Genomic DNA, 19735 nt, shown 5'->3' with positions numbered 1-19735 from the left:
GATTACTCCTTGGTGTCTTCGGCTTCTGCCGCAACCGGATGCTGATTGTCTTCAGCCACTGCGCGCTCGATCAATGCCGACAGATGCGCACCACGCACGACGCTTTCGTCGTAGTGGAAGTGCAGCTGTGGAACGCTGCGCAGTTTCATCTCGCGAGCCAGTTGCATGCGCAGGAAACCGGCGGCGGAGTTCAGCACCTTGATGCTTTGTGCAATTTCTTCGGCGCTGTCCTGCCCCATCACGGTGATGAAGATCTTGGCGTGACCGACGTCACGGCTGACTTCCACTGCGGTAATGGTGACCAGGCCGACGCGCGGGTCTTTGACTTCACGACGGATCAGTTGTGCCAGCTCGCGCTGCATCTGATCGCCGATACGTTGGGTACGGCTATATTCTTTTGCCATGTCTTGTTACCTGTTACTGCCTCACGGTGAAACCCGTGTGGTCTGAAAGCGGCAAACGCCCGGCCTGACAAAAGCCAGACCGGGCGTTGCGTTTAGAGTCCTGGTGACGAACTGCGCATTTGCATGCGACGACCCGTCACGGCTCCTGAAGTGCGCGAATTAGAGGCTGCGAGCAACCTGCACCTTCTCGAAGACTTCGATCTTGTCACCGACTTTAACGTCGTTGTAGCTCTTCACGCCGATACCGCATTCCATGCCGGCACGTACTTCGGAAGCGTCATCCTTGAAGCGGCGCAGGGATTCCAGCTCGCCTTCGAAGATAACGATGTCTTCACGCAGTACACGGATTGGACGGTTACGGTGCACAACACCTTCGATAACCATGCAACCGGCGATCGCGCCAAACTTCGGCGAACGGAACACGTCACGCACTTCGGCGATACCCAGGATGTTCTCGCGAACATCGCTGCCGAGCATACCGGTCAGGGCTTTCTTGACGTCTTCGATGATGTCGTAGATCACGTTGTAGTAACGCATATCCAGACCTTCCTGCTCGACGATCTTGCGCGCGCCGGCATCGGCACGCACGTTGAAGCCGAACAGTACAGCGTTGGAGGCCAGTGCCAGGTTGGCGTCGGATTCGGTGATACCACCGACACCGCCACCGACTACACGCACTTGCACTTCGTCGTTACCCAGGCCGTTCAAGGCACCGTTCAACGCTTCCAACGAACCACGGACGTCGGATTTGAGGACGATGTTGAGCGTCTTCTTCTCTTCCTGGCCCATGTTTTCGAAGATGTTTTCCAGCTTGCCGGCGTGAGCACGGGCCAGCTTGACTTCGCGGAACTTGCCTTGACGGAACAGAGCCACTTCACGGGCTTTCTTCTCGTCGGCAACCACGCTCATCTCGTCGCCAGCATCCGGGGTACCGTCCAGGCCGAGGATCTCGACAGGGATGGCCGGACCGGCTTCCTTGATTGACTTGCCGTTCTCGTCGAGCATGGCGCGAACGCGGCCATAGTTCGAACCGACCAGGACCATGTCGCCCTGGCGCAGGGTACCGTCTTGAACCAGAACGGTAGCCACCGGACCACGGCCCTTGTCGAGACGGGATTCAACCACAACGCCACGGCCAGGAGCCGATGGAGTGGCAGTCAGTTCCAGAACTTCGGCTTGCAGCAATACAGCTTCGAGCAGTTCGTCGACGCCAGTACCCATCTTCGCCGAGACCGGTACGAACGGAGTGTCACCACCCCACTCTTCCGACGTCACGCCGTGAACCGACAGTTCGCTACGGATGCGATCGAGGTCAGCACCTGGCTTGTCGATCTTGTTCACCGCAACAACCAGTGGCACACCAGCCGCTACTGCGTGCTGGACAGCTTCAATGGTCTGCGGCATCACGCCGTCGTCCGCTGCAACCACCAGGATCACGATGTCGGTCGCCTTGGCGCCACGGGCACGCATTGCGGTAAACGCAGCGTGACCAGGGGTGTCGAGGAACGTCACCATGCCACGGTCGGTTTCAACGTGGTAAGCACCGATGTGCTGGGTGATACCACCGGCTTCGCCAGCAGCAACCTTGGCACGACGGATGTAGTCGAGCAGGGAAGTCTTACCGTGGTCAACGTGGCCCATTACGGTCACGACTGGTGCACGGGAAACTGCCTCGCCTTCAAACTTCAGGGACTCGGCCAGGGAATCTTCCAGGGCGGTGTCGCTGACCAGGGTCACTTTGTGGCCCAGCTCTTCGGCAACCAGTTGGGCAGTTTCCTGATCCAGTACCTGGTTGATGGTCGCTGGAGTACCCAGTTTGAACATGAACTTGATGATTTCAGCAGCCTTCACCGACATCTGCTGAGCGAGATCGCCAACAGTGATGGTCTCGCCGATCTTCACTTCGCGCACAACAGGGCCGGTAGGGCTCTGGAAACCGTGGGCGTTGCGCTTCTTCAGCTTGGCCTTGCCGCGACCACCACGACGGAAGCCATCGCTTTCTTCGTCGGTAGTACGTGGGGCAACACGTGGAGCCGGAGCCTTTTCCTTGACCGAAGCACGATGCGGAGCGTTTTTGCGCTCGCCATCGCCGCTACCGCGACGACTGTTGTCGTCGGCACGTGGCTTGTCCGGACGACGCTGCTCGTCGCGCTTGCGGGTATCGGCCGCAGGAGCTGGAGCGGCTGCCACAACCGGTGCGCTTTCGCGAACTGGCTCAGCCACCACAGCAGGCGCTGCAACAGGTACGGCTTGAGCGGTCGGCGCAGCAGCAGGCTGGCGACGCGCTTCTTCTTCGGCGCGACGCTTGGCTTCTTCTTCAGCCTTCTGACGAGCAGCATTTTCTACTGCGCGACGTTCATCCAGTTCACGCTTGCGCTCGGCTTCGATTTCTTCCGGGCTGCGCTGTACGAAGACTTTCTTCTTGCGTACTTCAACGCTGATGCTCTTGCTGCCAGCAACACGCAGGGTGCTGGTGGTTTTACGCTGCAGCGTAATCTTGCGTGGTTCTTCCACTTTCGCCTTGTGGCTGCTTTTCAAGTGAGTCAGCAACGATTGCTTCTCACTGTCAGTCACATGTTCTTCGGCGGCGGTGTGCGGCAGACCTGCCTCACGCATCTGCTGCAACAGGCGCTCTACCGGTGTTTTGACCTCATCGGCCAGTTGTTTCACCGTGACTTGCGTCATGCACTTCTCTCCTCAGGCCGCGCCTAATTACTCGAACCAGTGGGCTCGGGCGGCCATGATCAACTTGCCGGCACGATCATCGTCAATGCCGTCGATGTCGAGCAGGTCGTCAATAGACTGCTCGGCCAGGTCTTCGCGGGTAATTACGCCGCGCACCGCCAGTTCCATCGCCAAATCCTTGTCCATACCCTCAAGCGAGAGCAGGTCTTCGGCCGGATGGGCGTCTGCCAGCTTTTCCTCAGTAGCGATGGCTTTGGTCAACAAGCGATCCTTGGCACGAGCGCGAAGCTCGTTGACGGTATCTTCGTCAAAGCCGTCGATGTTGAGCATTTCTTCCAACGGTACGTAGGCAATCTCTTCCAGGCTGGTGAAGCCTTCATCTACCAGCACCTGTGCCAGGTCTTCGTCGACTTCCAGCTCGTCGATGAAGTTGCGCAGGATGTCGCCGGTTTCTGCTTGCTGCTTAGCCTGGATGTCCGATTCGGTCATCACGTTCAGGGTCCAGCCAGTCAACTGGCTAGCCAGACGCACGTTCTGACCACCGCGACCGATGGCCTGAGCCAGATTGTCTGCGCCAACGGCGATGTCCATTGCGTGGGCATCTTCGTCAACGATAATTGCCGCAACCTCGGCCGGGGACATGGCGTTGATCACGAACTGAGCCGGGTTGTCGTCCCAAAGAACGATGTCAACACGCTCACCGCCCAACTCACCCGACACTGCCTGGACGCGCGAACCGCGCATACCGATGCAAGCGCCCTGCGGGTCGATGCGTTTGTCCTTGGAGCGAACGGCGATCTTGGCGCGCGAACCCGGATCACGGGACGCAGCCATCACTTCGATCAGGCCTTCGGCAATTTCCGGCACTTCGATGCGGAACAACTCGATCAGCATTTCCGGCGCGGTACGCGACAGGATCAACTGCGGGCCGCGGTTCTCGGTGCGGATTTCCTTGAGCAGCGCACGCAGACGCACGCCAACCCGGAAAGTTTCGCGAGAAATGATGTCTTCACGGGCCAGCAACGCTTCAGCGTTGTTGCCCAGATCAACGATCACGTTGTCGCGGGTGACTTTTTTCACGGTGCCGGAGATGATTTCACCCAGGCGCTCGCGATAAGCGTCAACAACCTGAGCGCGCTCGGCTTCGCGAACTTTCTGCACAATGACTTGCTTGGCAGTCTGCGCAGCGATGCGGCCGAACTCGATGGACTCGATCTTATCTTCCACGACGTCACCGACCTTGGCGCCAGGATGCGTTTCGGCAACCTTGCTCGGCCAGGTTTCGATGGCCGGATCGTCCAGGTCTGCTTCTTCGACGACCGTCCAGCGACGGAATGTCTCGTATGCACCCGTGTGGCGGTTGATTTCCACACGCAGATCAACTTCGTCTTCGAAACGCTTCTTGGTAGCAGTGGCCAGGGCCAGCTCCAGCGCTTCAAAAATCACGTTTGCCGGTACGCCCTTTTCATTGGATACCGACTCAACAACCAGCAGTACTTCTTTGCTCATCGTACGCCTCGCCTTTCGCAAGCCATTGGATCCGCGGGATCCGCAGTATCTGGCACGCCTCAGTCAAAACTGGGAATAATGTTGGCCTTGTCGATCATATCGATCGGCAACAGGAACTCATGGTCATCTACCTGCACCACGACATCCTGCTCTTCTACGCCGCGCAGAAGGCCCTGAAAGTTGCGTCGTCCTTCAAAAGGCGAGCGCAGCTTGATCTTCACTTGTTCACCGGCAAATTTTGCAAACTGCTCAAGAGTGAACAGAGGGCGTTCCATGCCAGGCGAGGAAACTTCAAGGGTGTACTCAACGGTGATTGGATCTTCAACATCCAGCACACCGCTGATCTGACGGCTGACGATGGCGCAATCGTCCACCAGCACGCCGCCTTCTTTATCGATATAAACGCGCAACATCGAGTGACGACCCTGAGCCGAAAACTCGATACCCCAGCATTCATAGCCTAGGGCCACGACCACCGGGGCCAGCAAGGCCTGCAACTCTTCTAGCTTGCTCGACACCTGAACCCCCTAGTGCATGTATGTGCATGCTATGCAAAATAAAAAAATGGGCGAAACGCCCATCCTTGAAACGCCGTCGAACAGCGGCGTTGAAAGTGTCCAGCTAACAAAAAGCCCCTTAAAAGGGGCTCCTTAAACTGGTTGCGGGGGCCGGATTTGAACCGACGACCTTCGGGTTATGAGCCCGACGAGCTACCAGACTGCTCCACCCCGCGACAAAGCTGGGGCGGAAGTATACGACCGATCCCCTACAGGGTCAATGTAACCTTCCACCTGCAAGAAAGCCCGCAACAGCGGGCTCTCCTGACTAATTGGTACCGAGAAGGGGACTCGAACCCCTACACCCTATGGGCACAACCACCTCAAGGTTGCGTGTCTACCAATTCCACCACCTCGGCAATACTACGTTTGAAACCCTTCTTACTTCTGCTCTTGAGCTGGAGGCACGTCAGTCGCTGGAGTAGCCGACTTTTGCTCTTGAAGCACCGGGACATCATCAGAAGCCGGTTGTTGCTTTGGAACTTCCAGTACCGCTGGATTTGGGAGACCTACTTGAGTCAGCTGTTGAGCCTTCTCTTTAGCAAAGTAACCTAACCCCAAGCTGGTTATGAAAAAACCTGCGGCAAGTATAGCAGTAAACTTACTAAGAAAGGTAGAGGAACCTTGGCTTCCGAACACAGTATTTGAAGCACCTGCTCCGAAAGACGCGCCAGCATCCGCACCTTTACCCTGCTGCAGCAAAACCAGAGCTACTACGCCCAATGCACCCAGCAGATGAAAAACGACTACGACTGTTTCCAGCATTTTTTCAGTTTCCCGCGGCGCGACAGATCGCACCGAACTCATCTGCATTCAGGGAAGCCCCACCAATGAGACCCCCATCGATATCCGGCATGCCGAACAGTTCGACCGCATTGGCCGCCTTCACGCTGCCGCCGTATAGAAGCCGCACACCTTGTGCGACTTCAGAATTCTCTGCCGCCAACTGGGCGCGAATGGCTGCGTGCACATCCTGCGCCTGCTGCGGCGTTGCAGTCAGCCCGGTGCCAATGGCCCAGACCGGCTCGTAAGCGATCACTGCCTTGGCAAAGGCACCGACACCCAGCTCCTCAATGATACTGCCCAGCTGACGCGAGACAACCTCAAGAGTCTTTCCGGCTTCACGCTGCTCCAGGGTCTCCCCTATGCACAACACCGGGATCAAGCCACATGCCTGTGCCGCTGCGAACTTGCGGATCAGCATTGCGTCCTGCTCGCCCATGATCTGGCGGCGCTCGGAATGCCCGACAAGCACCAGGGAACAACCTGCATCCACCAACTGACTCGGTGCAACCTCACCGGTCAACGCACCTTGCCCGGACTCCACCGCAGAATTCTGCGCGCCGACCGAAATCGACTTTCCTTCCAGGCCATCAATCACTTGATTGATATGCAGCAAAGGCGGGAATACCGCGACATCAACACTGCTCGGCAAGGCCAAGTCACGAAGGCCGTTGATCAGCTCAGCGACGCTGGCGCGGGTACCGTGCATCTTCCAGTTACCAGCTACCATAGGGCGACGCATGCTGTACCTCGTCGGTCAAAGTGGGCGCAGATGTTACCCAACACAATCATGGCTGGCAAGCCGAATTCAGGCAGAAACTTCAGTAACCAGTTTTGCCAGCTCTTCGGCATAGCCACGAACCTGCGTTTCGTCTTCGCCTTCGACCATCACACGCACCAGCGGTTCGGTACCGGACTTGCGCAACAGCACACGCCCGCGACCAGCCATGGCCTTGGTCACACGCTCGCTGGCTTCCTTGACCGACGGATGATCGAGAGGGCTTGCGCCGCCACCGAAACGCACATTGATCAGCACCTGAGGGCACTTGCGCAGCGCCTGTCGGGATTGCGCCAGACCTTCGTCACGCCTGCGCAGCGCCATCAACACCTGCAGCGCCGCAATGATTGCATCACCCGTGGTGGTGTGACTGAAACATACGATGTGTCCGGAGTTTTCACCCCCCACGATCCAGTTGCGCTCCAGCAGCTCGGCAATGACATAACGGTCGCCGACGTTGGCACGCACCAATGGAATACCCAGGTCCGCCAGGGCCAGCTCCAGCCCCAGGTTACTCATCAGGGTTCCGACCACGCCGCCCTGCAGCTTGTCGCGCTCATGCAGATCACGGGCAATGATGAATAGCAGTTCGTCGCCATCCACCACCGCACCGGTGTGATCGACCATCTGAACGCGGTCACCGTCACCATCGAAGGCAACACCCAGATCGGCCTTCTCAGCCAAGACGGCAGCCTGCAGCGGCCCCATATGGGTCGAGCCGCAATTGTCGTTGATGTTCAATCCATTCGGTTGCGCCGACAGTACGACGACCTCAGCGCCCAACTCGCGGAACACGCTCGGCGCCACTTTGTAAGTCGCACCGTGTGCGCAGTCGATGACGATTTTCAGGCCCGAGAAGCTGGTGCCGGTCGGCACGCTGCTCTTGCAGAATTCGATATAGCGTCCCGACGCATCATTGATTCGCGAGACCTTGCCGATCTTGCTCGACTCCACCACGGTCATTGGCGTATCGAGCAATTCTTCGATCATCAGTTCGACTTCATCCGGGAGCTTGGTGCCCTTGCCGGAGAAGAACTTGATGCCGTTGTCATCATGCGGATTGTGCGACGCGCTGATGACGATACCTGCCTCGGCATGGAAAGTACGCGTCAGATAGGCGATAGCCGGAGTCGGCATCGGCCCCAGCAGCATCACATCGGCACCTGCCGACGTCAGCCCTGCTTCAAGCGCCGACTCAAACATGTAGCCGGAGATTCGGGTGTCCTTGCCGACCAGCACCTTGCAGGCGCCCATCTTGCGGAAGGCCATGCCAGCAGCCCAGCCGAGCTTGAGCATGAAATCAGGAGTAATCGGGTATTCACCGACACGCCCACGAATACCATCGGTGCCAAAATATTTTTTGCTCATAGGTGCTCCATCATTCTTATTCGGCTGATTCCACTGCGGCGATCATCCGCACCACATCCACTGTTTCGGCTACATCATGGACGCGCAATATACGCGCACCTTTCGCCGAAGCCAGCGCCGCGAGCGCCAAACCACCATACAGCCGATCTCCCACCGGACGATTCAACGCCTGACCAATCATGCTCTTTCGCGAAACCCCGACCAACAGGGGCCGCCCCAAGGCATGCAAGGCTTCCATATGTTTGAACAAGCTTAGATTGTGCTGCAAGGTTTTGGCGAAGCCAAAGCCGGGATCAAGAATGATCCGCTCAGCCGGAATACCCGCCAAAGAACACTGATGCAGGCGCTCGGCGAGAAACTCGCCGACCTCCCTGGTGACATCCTGATACTGCGGATTGTCCTGCATATCGCCCGGCTCGCCCAGCATGTGCATCAGGCAGACCGGCAGCCCGGTGGCCGCTGCAGCATCCAGGGCACCATCGCGACGCAACGAACGCACGTCATTGATCAACCCTGCACCCAGGCGCGCAGTTTCACGCATGACCGCTGGTGTGGAGGTATCGACCGAGATGATGACATCCAGTTCGCGACTGATACGCTCGACAATGGGCGCTACGCGCTCCAGCTCTTCCAGTGGCGATACGACCCTGGCACCGGGGCGGGTGGATTCTCCACCGACGTCGATCAGCGTCGCACCGGCCGCCACCATGGCTTCGGCGTGGCGCATGGCCGCGTCGAGCTGGCTGTATTGGCCACCATCGGAGAAAGAATCAGGAGTGACATTGAGAATACCCATGACATGCGTCTGGGCCAAATCAAGAACCCGGTTGCCGCAAGGCAACCGGGTCGAGGACTGAACAGAAGTCATTTCAAACCTTATACGTCAGCAGCAGGACCACCGATCGGTGTTTCCGGACGCTCATCCTGCACCACCGGCGGGGTGCCGGAAGTACCCGTGCCACCCGACCAGTCGCGCGGCTCGCGAGGCGGACGACCCGCCATGATGTCGTCGATCTGCTCGGCATCGATCGTTTCGTACTTCATCAAGGCATCGGCCATCGCATCGAGCTTGTCACGGTTGTCCGAGAGAATCTGCTTCGCCGTGCCATAGCACTGATCGATGATGCTGCGCACTTCGGAGTCGATCAGCTTGGCTGTCTCACCAGAGAAGCTTGCACTCTGACCGCCACCGCCGCGACCAAGGAACACTTCACCCTCTTCTTCGGCGTACATCAACGGACCGAGTTTTTCCGAAAGACCCCACTTGGTCACCATGTTCCGCGCAATCTGGCTGGCGCGCATGATGTCGTTGGAGGCACCGGTGGTCACGCCATCGAAGCCCAGGGTCATTTCTTCAGCGATACGACCGCCGTACAGCGAGCAGATCTGGCTGATCAATGCACGCTTGGACAGGCTGTAACGATCTTCTTCCGGCAGGAACATGGTCACACCCAGCGCACGACCGCGCGGGATGATCGACACCTTGTACACCGGATCATGCTCAGGCACGACACGACCCACGATGGCGTGGCCCGCTTCGTGATAAGCCGTGTTCTGTTTTTCTTTCTCGGACATGACCATGGACTTGCGCTCGGCGCCCATCATGATCTTGTCTTTCGCCAGTTCGAACTCTTTCATCTCGACGATGCGCTTGCCGGCACGGGCAGCGAACAAGGATGCCTCGTTCACCAGGTTGGCCAGGTCAGCACCGGAGAAGCCTGGAGTACCACGTGCGATCACGGCCGGGGCAACGTCGTCGCCCATCGGCACCTTGCGCATGTGAACCTTGAGAATCTGTTCGCGACCACGGATGTCCGGCAGACCGACCACAACCTGGCGGTCGAAACGGCCCGGACGCAGCAACGCAGGGTCGAGCACATCAGGACGGTTGGTCGCAGCAATCACGATGATGCCGTCATTCATTTCAAAGCCGTCCATCTCAACCAGCAACTGGTTGAGCGTCTGCTCGCGCTCGTCGTGACCACCACCCATGCCAGCACCACGATGGCGACCGACCGCATCGATTTCGTCGATGAAGATGATGCATGGAGCGTGTTTCTTGGCCTGTTCGAACATATCGCGAACACGGCTGGCACCAACACCGACGAACATTTCGACGAAGTCGGAACCGGAGATGGTGAAGAACGGCACTTTGGCTTCGCCGGCAATCGCCTTGGCAATCAAGGTTTTACCAGTACCAGGAGGACCGACCATCAGCACGCCACGAGGAATGCGACCGCCCAAGCGCTGGAATTTGCCCGGATCACGCAGGAACTCGACCAGCTCGCCGACTTCTTCCTTGGCTTCGTCGCAACCGGCAACGTCAGCCAAAGTGGTTTTGACCTGATCTTCGGAGAGCAGGCGTGCCTTGCTCTTGCCGAAGCTCATCGGCCCGCCCTTGCCACCGGCACCGCCCTGCATCTGCCGCATGAAGAACATGAACACGGCGATGATCACGAGGATAGGGAAGCTGGCGACCAGAAGCTGAGTCCAGATGCTTTGTTGTTCAGGCTGTTTGCCTTCGACCACGACGTGGTTATCCACCAGGTCGCCGATCAGGCCGTTGTCCTGGATCGCCGGGCGAATGGTCTTGAAGCTGTCGCCATCGTTGCGCTTGCCGGTAATCACGTAGCCATCAACCGCCACGCGCTCGACCTTGCCATCCTTGACCTGCTGGATGAAGTCGGAATAGTTGAGGGTCTGCGGCTCGTTAGGGCTGGAGAAGTTGTTCATCACCGTCACCAGGACAGCCGCGATGATCAACCACAGGATCAGATTCTTTGCCATATCGTTCAATTAACTACCCTCTGAAGCAAGCTCCGCTACTGGCGCGCGCTTCGCATGATATTCACCGGCCTAACTTACTACATTACCTACAACTTGGCAGGCGCCGTCTGTAACCCTTTGTGAAACACTTCCTACACAATATTCGCTAATTCTGACAAGGCGTAATACAAAAATTCTATCACCCTGATCGAAAATTCACTCAACCCTCACTGCGTCCGCGGAAACCGCGACCCAGCAGGTACTGTTCGCGAGAACGGTCGCGCGACGAGGTCGGCTTGCGCATCTGCACCTTATCGAACTGTTGGCGAACGCTCTTGTGGAACTCGTCGAAGCCTTCGCCCTGGAAGATCTTGATCAAAAAATCACCACCGGGCTTGAGCACTCGAGTCGAGAGATCCAGTGCCAACTCGCACAGGAACATCGCTCGCGGCATGTCGACAGCCGGCAATCCACTCATATTGGGGGCCATGTCGGAAATCACAAGGTCTACTTCCTTATTTCCGACGGCATCGAGGATCTGAGCCAGCACGGCATCCTCGGTAAAGTCGCCCTGAATGAAGGTCACGTCCGGGATGCTGTCCATTTCCAGAATGTCAGAAGCGATCAGTGTGCCCTGCCCACCAATCAGACGACTGGTCACCTGGGACCAGCCACCCGGGGCCGCACCAAGGTCGATTACGCTCATGCCCGGGCGGATCAGACGGTCCTTTTCCTGGATCTCCAGCAGTTTGTAGCTGGCGCGGGAACGGTACCCGTCTTTTTGTGCCATTTTGACGAATGGGTCGTTGAAATGCTCTTGCAGCCATTTAAGACTTGTCTTGGAACGGGCCACGGGCCACCTCGAAAATAAAACGGGTCGTGATTAACTGGGCGGTCCCGGACTCGCTCGGGTAAACTGGCCGCCGCTTTTTACAAGATCAGACGCAGGGGTCAGATTATGCCGCTCACTCAAGAGCAGAAGAAACAGTACAAATCCATTGGCCACCATCTGAAACCGGTTCTGATTGTGGCAGACAATGGTTTGACTGAAGGTGTGTTAGCCGAACTCGAACGCGCATTGGCGGATCACGAGCTGATCAAGATCAAGCTCAACATCCTCGATCGCGAATCGCGCCTGGCGTCCATTGCAGAACTCTGCAAGGTCGGCAAAGCGGATCTGGTCCAGGTCATCGGCAAGATGGCACTGATCTACCGCAAGAACTTCAGCGTCAACAAGCAGCTGTCGAACGTCCATCGCTTCAAGTGATGGCAAGGGTCAAGGGTGTGCTTCGCGCACCCTGCCACTCCATCCCGGCACCGGCTGCAACACCAGCACCAGCCCGGAAAAGCCCAGAACAAGATAGCTGAACGCCTGCCAACGATCGGCATCCGGCCAGCCGAAACGCACCGCGAAGTACATCGCGCACGCATACAGCGCCATCAACAGCAGTTGCCCGCGAATATCCCGCCATAGACTGGCAAGGCCCTCGGTCTTAACCAGCACCAAAGCCTGAAATATCACACACGCCGTAGCGAATCCCACTACCAGCGTATTGAGCATGCCTGCGATTTCGTCGATCAGCAGCGGCGCCAGGCCAATTCGTCCCAGCACCGGCATCAGACCGATTTGCAACAGCCACAAGCCGCCGACCCACAACATCTGAGTCAGCTGCCAAAGCATGGCGCCCGCACGAAGCGGGCGCCGACCTTCAGATGTGACGAACTTCGACAATCTCGTACTCGATAACGCCGCCAGGCGTTTTCACGGCGACCACATCACCCTCTTCCTTGGCAATCAAGGCGCGGGCCAGTGGCGAACCCACCGAAATCTTGCCGAGTTTGAAGTCAGCCTCATCCTCACCCACGATGTGGTAAGTGACGCGCTCATCCGTCTCGACGTTGGCGATTTCAACGGTGGTGCCGAAAATCACTTTGCCGGTGTGCGGAATGCTCGTGACATCAATGATGACCTGATTCTGAATCCGGCCCTCGATGTCACGAATCCGCGCCTCGACCATACCCTGCTGCTCGCGGGCAGCGTGGTATTCGGCGTTTTCCTTCAAGTCACCCAACTCGCGGGCCGTACCGATGTCCTGGCTGAGCTTCGGACGAACGACCTTGGTCAGGTGAGTGTGCTCTTCTTCCAGGGCGCGAGCGCCCTGAACGGTCATTGGGTACTTCGTTATGCTCATGCCTTCAATCCTGCGTGTAGATCCTGCAAGCGGCGCACGGTCTTCTCGGGACCAAACTTCAGCGCTTCACAGATGGCTTCGCCAGCAGCAATGGTGGTGGTGCAGTAAATCTTGTGCTGCAAGGCATTACGACGAATGGAGTACGAATCAGCGATCGACTGACGACCTTCGGTGGTGTTGATGATCAGCGTGACTTCGTCATTCTTGATCATGTCGACCACGTGCGGACGACCCTCGGTCACCTTGTTCACACGGCGCACTTTCAGGCCTGCAGCCTCGATCAGCTTGGCAGTACCGGCAGTGGCGACCACTTCGAAGCCCAAGTTGATCAGATCACGGGCCACGCCCGCAACCAGTGGCTTGTCGTCGTCACGTACGCTGATGAACGCAGTACCGCCGGTCGGCAACACTTCGCTGGCACCCATCTGGGCCTTGGCGAACGCTTCACCGAAGGTATCACCCACGCCCATCACTTCACCGGTCGACTTCATCTCTGGGCCGAGGATCGGGTCAACGCCAGGGAATTTGGCGAACGGGAACACCGCCTCTTTCACGCTGTAGAAGTTCGGAATGATTTCCTTGGTGAAGCCGATTTCTTTCAGAGTCTTACCGGCCATCACGCGAGCCGCGATCATTGCCAGGGAAACACCGATGCACTTGGACACGAACGGTACGGTACGCGAAGCGCGCGGGTTGACTTCGATGACGTAGATGTCGTCGCCCTGCAGCGCCAACTGAACGTTCATCAGGCCGACCACGCCCAGTTCCAGAGCCATTTTCTTGACCTGTTCGCGCATCTCGTCCTGGATGTGCGCCGGCAGCGAGTACGGCGGCAGCGAGCACGCGGAGTCACCGGAGTGAACACCGGCCTGCTCGATGTGCTGCATGATCGCGCCGATTACCACGTCCTTGCCGTCGCAGACCGCATCCACGTCCATTTCGATGGCGCAGTTGAGGAAGTGGTCCAGCAGCACCGGGCTGTCGTTGGACACTTGAACCGCTTCACGCAGGTAGCGCTTGAGTTCTTCTTCTTCGTAGACGATTTCCATCGCACGGCCGCCCAGTACATAGGACGGACGCACCACCAGCGGGTAACCGATCTTGCTGGCGGCACGAATCGCTTCGTCTTCGCTGCGCACGGTGGCGTTTGGCGGCTGACGCAGGTTCAGGCGCTGGACCATCTGCTGGAAGCGCTCACGGTCTTCGGCACGGTCGATGGCGTCAGGACTGGTGCCGATGATCGGCACGCCGGCGGCTTCCAGGGCACGCGCCAGTTTCAGCGGGGTCTGGCCGCCGTACTGGACGATCACGCCTTTCGGCTTCTCGACGCGGACGATTTCCAGCACGTCTTCCAGGGTCACTGGTTCGAAGTACAGGCGATCGGAAGTGTCGTAGTCGGTGGAAACGGTTTCCGGGTTGCAGTTGACCATGATGGTCTCGTAGCCGTCATCGCGCAGGGCCAGTGCCGCGTGTACGCAGCAGTAGTCGAACTCGATGCCCTGGCCGATACGGTTAGGACCGCCACCCAGGATCATGATCTTGTCGCGACCCGATGGTGCCGCTTCGCACTCTTCCTCGTACGTCGAGTAGAGGTAGGCAGTATCGGTGGCGAACTCGGCGGCGCAGGTGTCGACGCGCTTGTAGACCGGGAAGATTTCCAGCTTGTGACGGTGAGCGCGCAGGCTCTTCTCGGTCACACCCAGCAACTTGGCCAGGCGCATATCGGAGAAGCCCTTGCGCTTGAGGCGGAACATCAGATCGCGGTCGATGCTGGTCAGACCCAGGGTCTTGACCTTCTCTTCTTCCTTGATCAGGTCTTCCATCTGCACCAGGAACCAAGGGTCGATCATGGTCATGCCGAAGATATCTTCGACGCTCATGCCTGCGCGCATTGCGTCCGCCACGTACCAGATACGCTCGGCGCCAGGCACGGTCAGCTCGCGTTTGAGTACGCTCATGCTTTCCGGGTTGGCCAGATCAACCTTCTCGTCCAGACCGCAAACGCCCACTTCCAGACCGCGCAGGGCTTTCTGCAGGGATTCCTGGAAGGTACGGCCGATGGCCATGACTTCACCCACCGACTTCATCTGAGTGGTCAGGCGCGCGTCAGCCTTGGGGAACTTCTCGAAAGCGAAGCGTGGCAGCTTGGTGACGACGTAGTCGATGGACGGTTCGAAGGACGCCGGGGTCTTGCCGCCGGTGATGTCGTTCGACAGTTCGTCGAGGGTGTAGCCCACGGCCAGCTTGGCCGCGACCTTGGCGATCGGGAAGCCGGTGGCTTTCGAAGCAAGTGCCGAGGAACGCGATACGCGCGGGTTCATCTCGATCACGACCATGCGGCCGGTGTTCGGGCAGATACCGAACTGAACGTTGGAACCGCCGGTTTCCACGCCGATCTCGCGCAGTACCGCCAGGGAGGCGTTACGCAGGATCTGGTATTCCTTGTCAGTCAGGGTCTGTGCAGGAGCCACGGTGATCGAGTCACCGGTGTGCACGCCCATCGGGTCGAAGTTTTCGATGGAGCAGACGATGATGCAGTTGTCCTTCTTATCGCGGACAACCTCCATTTCGTATTCTTTCCAGCCGATCAGCGATTCGTCGATCAGCAGCTCTTTGGTCGGCGACAGGTCCAGACCACGGGCGCAGATTTCTTCGAACTCTTCACGGTTGTAAGCGATACCGCCACCGGTGCCGCCCATGGTGAAGGACGGACGGATGATGCACGGGAAGCCGAGCTTCTCGAGGACCGCATTGGCCTCTTCCATGCTGTGGGCGATACCGGAGCGCGGGCACGCCAGGCCGATGGACTTCATCGCCTTGTCGAAACGCGAGCGGTCTTCAGCCTTGTCGATGGTGTCGGCGTTGGCACCGATCATCTCTACGCCGAACTTCTCCAGAACGCCTTCGCGCTCCAGGTCCAGGGCGCAGTTCAGGGCGGTCTGGCCACCCATGGTCGGCAGCAGCGCGTCCGGACGCTCCTTCTCGATGATCTTGGCAACGGTCTGCCACTTGATCGGCTCGATGTAGGTGGCGTCGGCCATGGCCGGGTCGGTCATGATGGTGGCCGGGTTGGAGTTTACCAGGATGACGCGGTAACCCTCTTCGCGCAGGGCTTTGCAGGCCTGGGCGCCGGAGTAGTCGAATTCGCAGGCCTGGCCGATCACGATCGGGCCAGCACCAAGAATCAGGATGCTTTTAATGTCTGTACGTTTTGGCATGGGTTTGTCACTCAAATCCGCAGGTCAGTCGGCAAGCCGTCTTGTTCAATCTCTGAAGACTTGAGGGGGTCGCCGGTGTCGGGACCACCCTCAAGCTTTGCTACATCAGGGCGAGCGATCAGCGTCGCTTGGCCATCTCGGTGATGAAGCGATCGAACAGTGGCGCTACGTCGTTCGGGCCAGGGCTGGCTTCCGGGTGACCCTGGAAGCTGAAGGCGCTCTTGTCGGTACGCTCGATACCTTGCAGGGTGCCGTCGAACAGCGATTTGTGGATCGCGCGAACGTTGGCCGGCAGGGTCGCTTCGTCTACGGCAAAACCGTGGTTCTGGCTGGTGATCATCACCACGCCGCTGTCCAGGTCCTGGACGGGGTGGTTGGCACCGTGGTGGCCGTGACCCATTTTCAGGGTCTTGGCGCCGGAGGCCAGGGCCAGCAGTTGGTGACCGAGACAGATACCGAAGACCGGGATCTCGGTTTCCAGCACGTCCTTGATCGCCTGGATCGCGTAGTCGCAAGGCTCCGGATCACCAGGGCCGTTGGACAGGAACACGCCGTCCGGCTTGAGTGCCAGAACGTCGGACGCTGGAGTCTGTGCAGGCACCACGGTCACGCGGCAACCGCGCTCGACCAGCATGCGCAGGATGTTCACCTTGACGCCGTAGTCGTAGGCAACCACGTGGTACGGCAGCTCGGAGGCTTCGATGGTCGCGTGGCTGTCGGTTTTCAGATCCCAGACAGTCGAGCGCCACTCGTAGCTTTCCTTGGTACTGACGACTTTCGCCAGGTCCATGCCCTTGAGGCCAGGGAAACCCTGGGCGGCGGCGATGGCGGCGGCTTCGGAAATGTTGTCACCGGCCATGATGCAGCCGTTCTGCGCGCCTTTTTCACGCAGGATGCGCGTCAGGCGGCGGGTGTCGATACCGGCGATGGCCACAACATTGTTGGCCTTCAGGTAGTCGGACAGAGACATCGTGTTACGCCAGTTGCTCGCCACCAGTGGCAGGTCACGGATGACCAGGCCGGCAGACCAGACGCGGTTGGACTCGGCGTCTTCCGGCGTGGTGCCGGTGTTGCCGATGTGCGGGTAAGTCAGGGTAACGATCTGTTGGGCGTAGGAAGGATCGGTAAGGATTTCCTGATAGCCGGTCATTGCGGTGTTGAACACCACCTCACCAACGGTCTGACCGTCGGCTCCAATGGCTTCGCCGCGAAAAATGCTGCCATCAGCAAGGGCGAGTATGGCTGGCTTAGTCAAGAAGACCTCCCGTAAATAAAGCCTGAAAGGGCGATCGCAGGTTGTAAAAAAGCGGAGTGACGTATGGACACGTCACCCCGCTTCTTCACTGAATTATTCTGCGCGCTTTTAGTGGACACACTAAAGCTGTAGCTTACAGAAAAAGGCATTTTTGGTCTACCGCCAATGAGCCTTAAAGGCTGGAGAATGCGACAGGACGTCGCTTGGCGGAACAAAACCGGGCTCAAACGCTGTGCGCGAGCCCGATTTCGGGTGCATCTTAACGCAGATCGAGCACGTCTTGCATGTCGTAAAGGCCAGGCTCGCGCCCGTCCAGCCACAAAGCAGCACGTACCGCGCCCTTGGCGAAGGTCATGCGACTGGACGCCTTGTGGGTGATCTCGACACGCTCGCCGTCGGCGGCGAACAGCACGGTGTGGTCACCAACGATGTCGCCAGCGCGTACGGTGGCGAAACCAATAGTCTCGCGATCACGAGCGCCGGTCTGGCCCTCACGACCATACACCGCCACCTTTTTCAGATCGCGACCCAGCGCATCGGCAATCACCTCACCCATGCGCACGGCAGTGCCGGACGGCGCATCGACTTTATGCCGATGATGAGCTTCAGTGATTTCGATATCGACATCGTCGCCCAATACGCGAGCGGCCGTGTCGAGCAACTTCAGGCACAGGTTGACCCCGACACTGAAGTTGGCCGCGAAGACAATCGGAATGTCCTTGCCCGCTTCCGCCAGCAACTGCTTTTCTTCAACGCTGAAACCGGTGGTACCGATGATCATGGCCTTGCCGTGTTTACGGCAGAAAGCCAGGTTCCTCAGGGTCACCGTCGGGTGGGTGAAGTCGATCAGCACGTCGAACTCGTCGACCACCCGATCCAGATCACCGGACAGAGGCACGCCGATTCGACCCAGCGCAGCCAGCTCACCGGCATCCGCGCCGACCAGCGTGCTGTCGGGACGATCCACCGCCGCCGTCAGGCCGGCACCCGGGGTTTGCTGCACGGCTTCAATCAGGGTCTTGCCCATACGCCCGGCGGCGCCCATCACTGCAATACGTCGCATGCCTGTCTCCTTACAAATCGCCGAAGAAGCGCTTCACGCCTTCGAACCAACCGGTGGTTTTTGGCGAATGGCTGTTGTCATCCGCCAGCGAACTACGGAATTCCTCGAGCATTTCACGCTGGCGACGGCTCAGGTTGACCGGAGTCTCGACCGCCACGCGGCACATCAAGTCGCCAGCACCACCGCCACGCACAGGCGCGACACCCTTGCCACGTACACGGAACTGCTTGCCGGTCTGAGTCCCTTCAGGAATCTTCAGCTTGACCCGACCATCCAGGGTCGGAATCTCCAGCTCGCCACCCAGCGCCGCATCGACGAAGCTGATCGGCACTTCGCAGAACAGATGCTTGCCATCGCGCTGGAAAATCGAGTGCTCGCGCACGTTGATCACCACGTACAGGTCGCCAGTCGGCCCACCCTGGGCACCCGCCTCGCCTTCGCCGGACAGACGAATGCGGTCACCGGTATCGACACCGGCCGGCACTTTCACCGACAGGGTCTTGTACTCTTCGACACGACCTTCGCCGTGGCAGGAGTCGCACGGATCGGAAATGATCTTGCCCTGGCCATGGCAGCGCGGGCAGGTCTGCTGCACCGAGAAGAAGCCTTGTTGCATGCGCACCTGGCCGATACCGCCGCAAGTCGGGCAGGTCACCGGCGCAGAACCTTTCTTGGCGCCGGAGCCGTGGCAAGGCTTGCAGTTGACCAGCGTCGGAACACGGATATTCACGGTCGTACCGCGCACCGCCTCTTCGAGGTCCAGTTCCAGGGTGTAGCGCAAGTCACTGCCGCGCTGAGCGCCGCCACGGGAACCGCCGCGACCGCCACCGAAGAAGTCACTGAAGACATCGCCAAAGATGTCGGAGAAGTTCTGACCGCCGAAACCGGCACCGCCGCCACCCATGCTCGGGTCGACACCGGCATGGCCGTACTGGTCGTATGCCGCGCGCTTGCTGGAATCGGACAGTACTTCGTAGGCCTCGTTGGCCTCCTTGAACATATCTTCCGACGCCTTGTCATCGGGATTACGGTCCGGGTGGTGCTTCATCGCCAGGCGACGGTAAGCCTTCTTCAGGTCCGCTTCGCTTGAGCCACGCTCAACACCCAACACTTCGTAATAGTCACGCTTTGCCATAAGTCTTTGCACTCTTGAGGAC

17 protein-coding genes and 2 tRNA genes are annotated in these 19735 nt (G+C 58.8%); 1 reads left to right on the top strand and 18 read right to left on the bottom strand.

Translation table 11 applies throughout. The annotated features are described in order from the left end of the window. Positions 1–2: 2 nt before the first annotated feature. The 12 genes from rbfA to rlmE form a co-directional block, all read right to left on the bottom strand. The gene (gene rbfA / locus AC3IP0_RS03780; RefSeq protein WP_007973108.1) at positions 3–404 is read right to left on the bottom strand and encodes a 30S ribosome-binding factor RbfA; all 402 of its coding nucleotides are present in this window, start codon (positions 402–404) and stop codon (positions 3–5) included. A 159-nt stretch (positions 405–563) separates the two neighbouring features. After that, complete coding sequence (gene infB / locus AC3IP0_RS03775) at positions 564–3089, bottom strand: translation initiation factor IF-2 (RefSeq protein WP_489318307.1); 2526 nt, start codon at positions 3087–3089, stop codon at positions 564–566. Between the two features lie 27 nt (positions 3090–3116). Next, entirely contained in the window at positions 3117–4598 is a 1482-nt protein-coding gene (gene nusA, locus AC3IP0_RS03770; RefSeq protein WP_410020588.1) for a transcription termination factor NusA, read from the bottom strand. Between the two features lie 59 nt (positions 4599–4657). Then, positions 4658–5116: a ribosome maturation factor RimP gene (gene rimP / locus AC3IP0_RS03765; RefSeq protein WP_064119463.1), complete on the bottom strand. Its 459-nt coding sequence runs from the start codon at positions 5114–5116 to the stop codon at positions 4658–4660. Positions 5117–5254: 138 nt separating this feature from the next. After that, a tRNA-Met gene (locus tag AC3IP0_RS03760) sits at positions 5255–5331 on the bottom strand. 97 nt (positions 5332–5428) lie between these two features. Further along, positions 5429–5514, bottom strand: a tRNA-Leu gene (locus AC3IP0_RS03755). A 22-nt stretch (positions 5515–5536) separates the two neighbouring features. Then, on the bottom strand, positions 5537–5920 hold the full coding sequence (gene secG, locus AC3IP0_RS03750) for a preprotein translocase subunit SecG (RefSeq protein WP_010463489.1): 384 nt from the start codon (positions 5918–5920) through the stop codon (positions 5537–5539). Between the two features lie 4 nt (positions 5921–5924). Next, complete coding sequence (gene tpiA, locus AC3IP0_RS03745; protein WP_489318306.1) at positions 5925–6680, bottom strand: triose-phosphate isomerase; 756 nt, start codon at positions 6678–6680, stop codon at positions 5925–5927. A gap of 66 nt (positions 6681–6746) precedes the next feature. After that, the gene (gene glmM / locus AC3IP0_RS03740; RefSeq protein WP_489318305.1) at positions 6747–8084 is read right to left on the bottom strand and encodes a phosphoglucosamine mutase; all 1338 of its coding nucleotides are present in this window, start codon (positions 8082–8084) and stop codon (positions 6747–6749) included. Positions 8085–8100: 16 nt separating this feature from the next. After that, positions 8101–8952, bottom strand: coding sequence for a dihydropteroate synthase (gene folP, locus AC3IP0_RS03735; protein ID WP_489318304.1), 852 nt, complete (start codon positions 8950–8952; stop codon positions 8101–8103). Positions 8953–8960: 8 nt separating this feature from the next. Then, positions 8961–10871, bottom strand: coding sequence for an ATP-dependent zinc metalloprotease FtsH (gene ftsH / locus AC3IP0_RS03730; RefSeq protein ID WP_489318303.1), 1911 nt, complete (start codon positions 10869–10871; stop codon positions 8961–8963). Between the two features lie 199 nt (positions 10872–11070). Then, positions 11071–11703: a 23S rRNA (uridine(2552)-2'-O)-methyltransferase RlmE gene (gene rlmE / locus AC3IP0_RS03725; RefSeq protein WP_489318302.1), complete on the bottom strand. Its 633-nt coding sequence runs from the start codon at positions 11701–11703 to the stop codon at positions 11071–11073. Positions 11704–11808: 105 nt separating this feature from the next. Here rlmE and AC3IP0_RS03720 point away from each other — a divergent pair, with 105 nt between their 5' ends. Beyond that, positions 11809–12117, top strand: a complete 309-nt coding sequence (locus tag AC3IP0_RS03720; protein WP_007942889.1) for a YhbY family RNA-binding protein — start codon at positions 11809–11811, stop codon at positions 12115–12117. 9 nt (positions 12118–12126) lie between these two features. Here the strand turns inward: AC3IP0_RS03720 and AC3IP0_RS03715 are convergent, their stop codons facing one another. The 6 genes from AC3IP0_RS03715 to dnaJ all read right to left on the bottom strand — a co-directional run bounded on the left by AC3IP0_RS03715 (position 12127) and on the right by dnaJ (position 19713). After that, the gene (locus AC3IP0_RS03715; protein ID WP_489319715.1) at positions 12127–12531 is read right to left on the bottom strand and encodes an MFS transporter; all 405 of its coding nucleotides are present in this window, start codon (positions 12529–12531) and stop codon (positions 12127–12129) included. 28 nt (positions 12532–12559) lie between these two features. Continuing rightward, positions 12560–13036, bottom strand: a complete 477-nt coding sequence (gene greA, locus AC3IP0_RS03710) for a transcription elongation factor GreA (protein WP_108218328.1) — start codon at positions 13034–13036, stop codon at positions 12560–12562. A gap of 2 nt (positions 13037–13038) precedes the next feature. After that, positions 13039–16260 (bottom strand): carbamoyl-phosphate synthase large subunit, encoded by a 3222-nt coding sequence (gene carB / locus AC3IP0_RS03705; protein ID WP_223458586.1) that lies wholly within the window; start codon positions 16258–16260, stop codon positions 13039–13041. 118 nt (positions 16261–16378) lie between these two features. After that, positions 16379–17515: a glutamine-hydrolyzing carbamoyl-phosphate synthase small subunit gene (carA, locus tag AC3IP0_RS03700; protein ID WP_218429214.1), complete on the bottom strand. Its 1137-nt coding sequence runs from the start codon at positions 17513–17515 to the stop codon at positions 16379–16381. A 259-nt stretch (positions 17516–17774) separates the two neighbouring features. Further along, the gene (gene dapB / locus AC3IP0_RS03695) at positions 17775–18578 is read right to left on the bottom strand and encodes a 4-hydroxy-tetrahydrodipicolinate reductase (RefSeq protein WP_489318300.1); all 804 of its coding nucleotides are present in this window, start codon (positions 18576–18578) and stop codon (positions 17775–17777) included. A gap of 10 nt (positions 18579–18588) precedes the next feature. Further along, positions 18589–19713: a molecular chaperone DnaJ gene (gene dnaJ / locus AC3IP0_RS03690; protein WP_489318299.1), complete on the bottom strand. Its 1125-nt coding sequence runs from the start codon at positions 19711–19713 to the stop codon at positions 18589–18591. Positions 19714–19735: the final 22 nt, after the last annotated feature.

The sequence above is a fragment of the Pseudomonas sp. GL_103 genome (assembly GCF_057835175.1).
Note: the sequence above shows the minus strand (reverse complement) of the source record. Positions and strands in the feature narration are given on the sequence as shown.

Coding starts and splice junctions, on each gene's coding strand:
- rbfA (WP_007973108.1), bottom strand. CDS start 404: ATGGCAAAAGAATATAGCCGTACCCAACGTATCGGCGATCAGATGCAG.
- infB (WP_489318307.1), bottom strand. CDS start 3,089: ATGACGCAAGTCACGGTGAAACAACTGGCCGATGAGGTCAAAACACCG.
- nusA (WP_410020588.1), bottom strand. CDS start 4,598: ATGAGCAAAGAAGTACTGCTGGTTGTTGAGTCGGTATCCAATGAAAAG.
- secG (WP_010463489.1), bottom strand. CDS start 5,920: ATGCTGGAAACAGTCGTAGTCGTTTTTCATCTGCTGGGTGCATTGGGC.
- tpiA (WP_489318306.1), bottom strand. CDS start 6,680: ATGCGTCGCCCTATGGTAGCTGGTAACTGGAAGATGCACGGTACCCGC.
- glmM (WP_489318305.1), bottom strand. CDS start 8,084: ATGAGCAAAAAATATTTTGGCACCGATGGTATTCGTGGGCGTGTCGGT.
- folP (WP_489318304.1), bottom strand. CDS start 8,952: ATGACTTCTGTTCAGTCCTCGACCCGGTTGCCTTGCGGCAACCGGGTT.
- ftsH (WP_489318303.1), bottom strand. CDS start 10,871: ATGGCAAAGAATCTGATCCTGTGGTTGATCATCGCGGCTGTCCTGGTG.
- AC3IP0_RS03720 (WP_007942889.1), top strand. CDS start 11,809: ATGCCGCTCACTCAAGAGCAGAAGAAACAGTACAAATCCATTGGCCAC.
- AC3IP0_RS03715 (WP_489319715.1), bottom strand. CDS start 12,531: ATGCTTTGGCAGCTGACTCAGATGTTGTGGGTCGGCGGCTTGTGGCTG.
- carB (WP_223458586.1), bottom strand. CDS start 16,260: ATGCCAAAACGTACAGACATTAAAAGCATCCTGATTCTTGGTGCTGGC.
- dapB (WP_489318300.1), bottom strand. CDS start 18,578: ATGCGACGTATTGCAGTGATGGGCGCCGCCGGGCGTATGGGCAAGACC.
- dnaJ (WP_489318299.1), bottom strand. CDS start 19,713: ATGGCAAAGCGTGACTATTACGAAGTGTTGGGTGTTGAGCGTGGCTCA.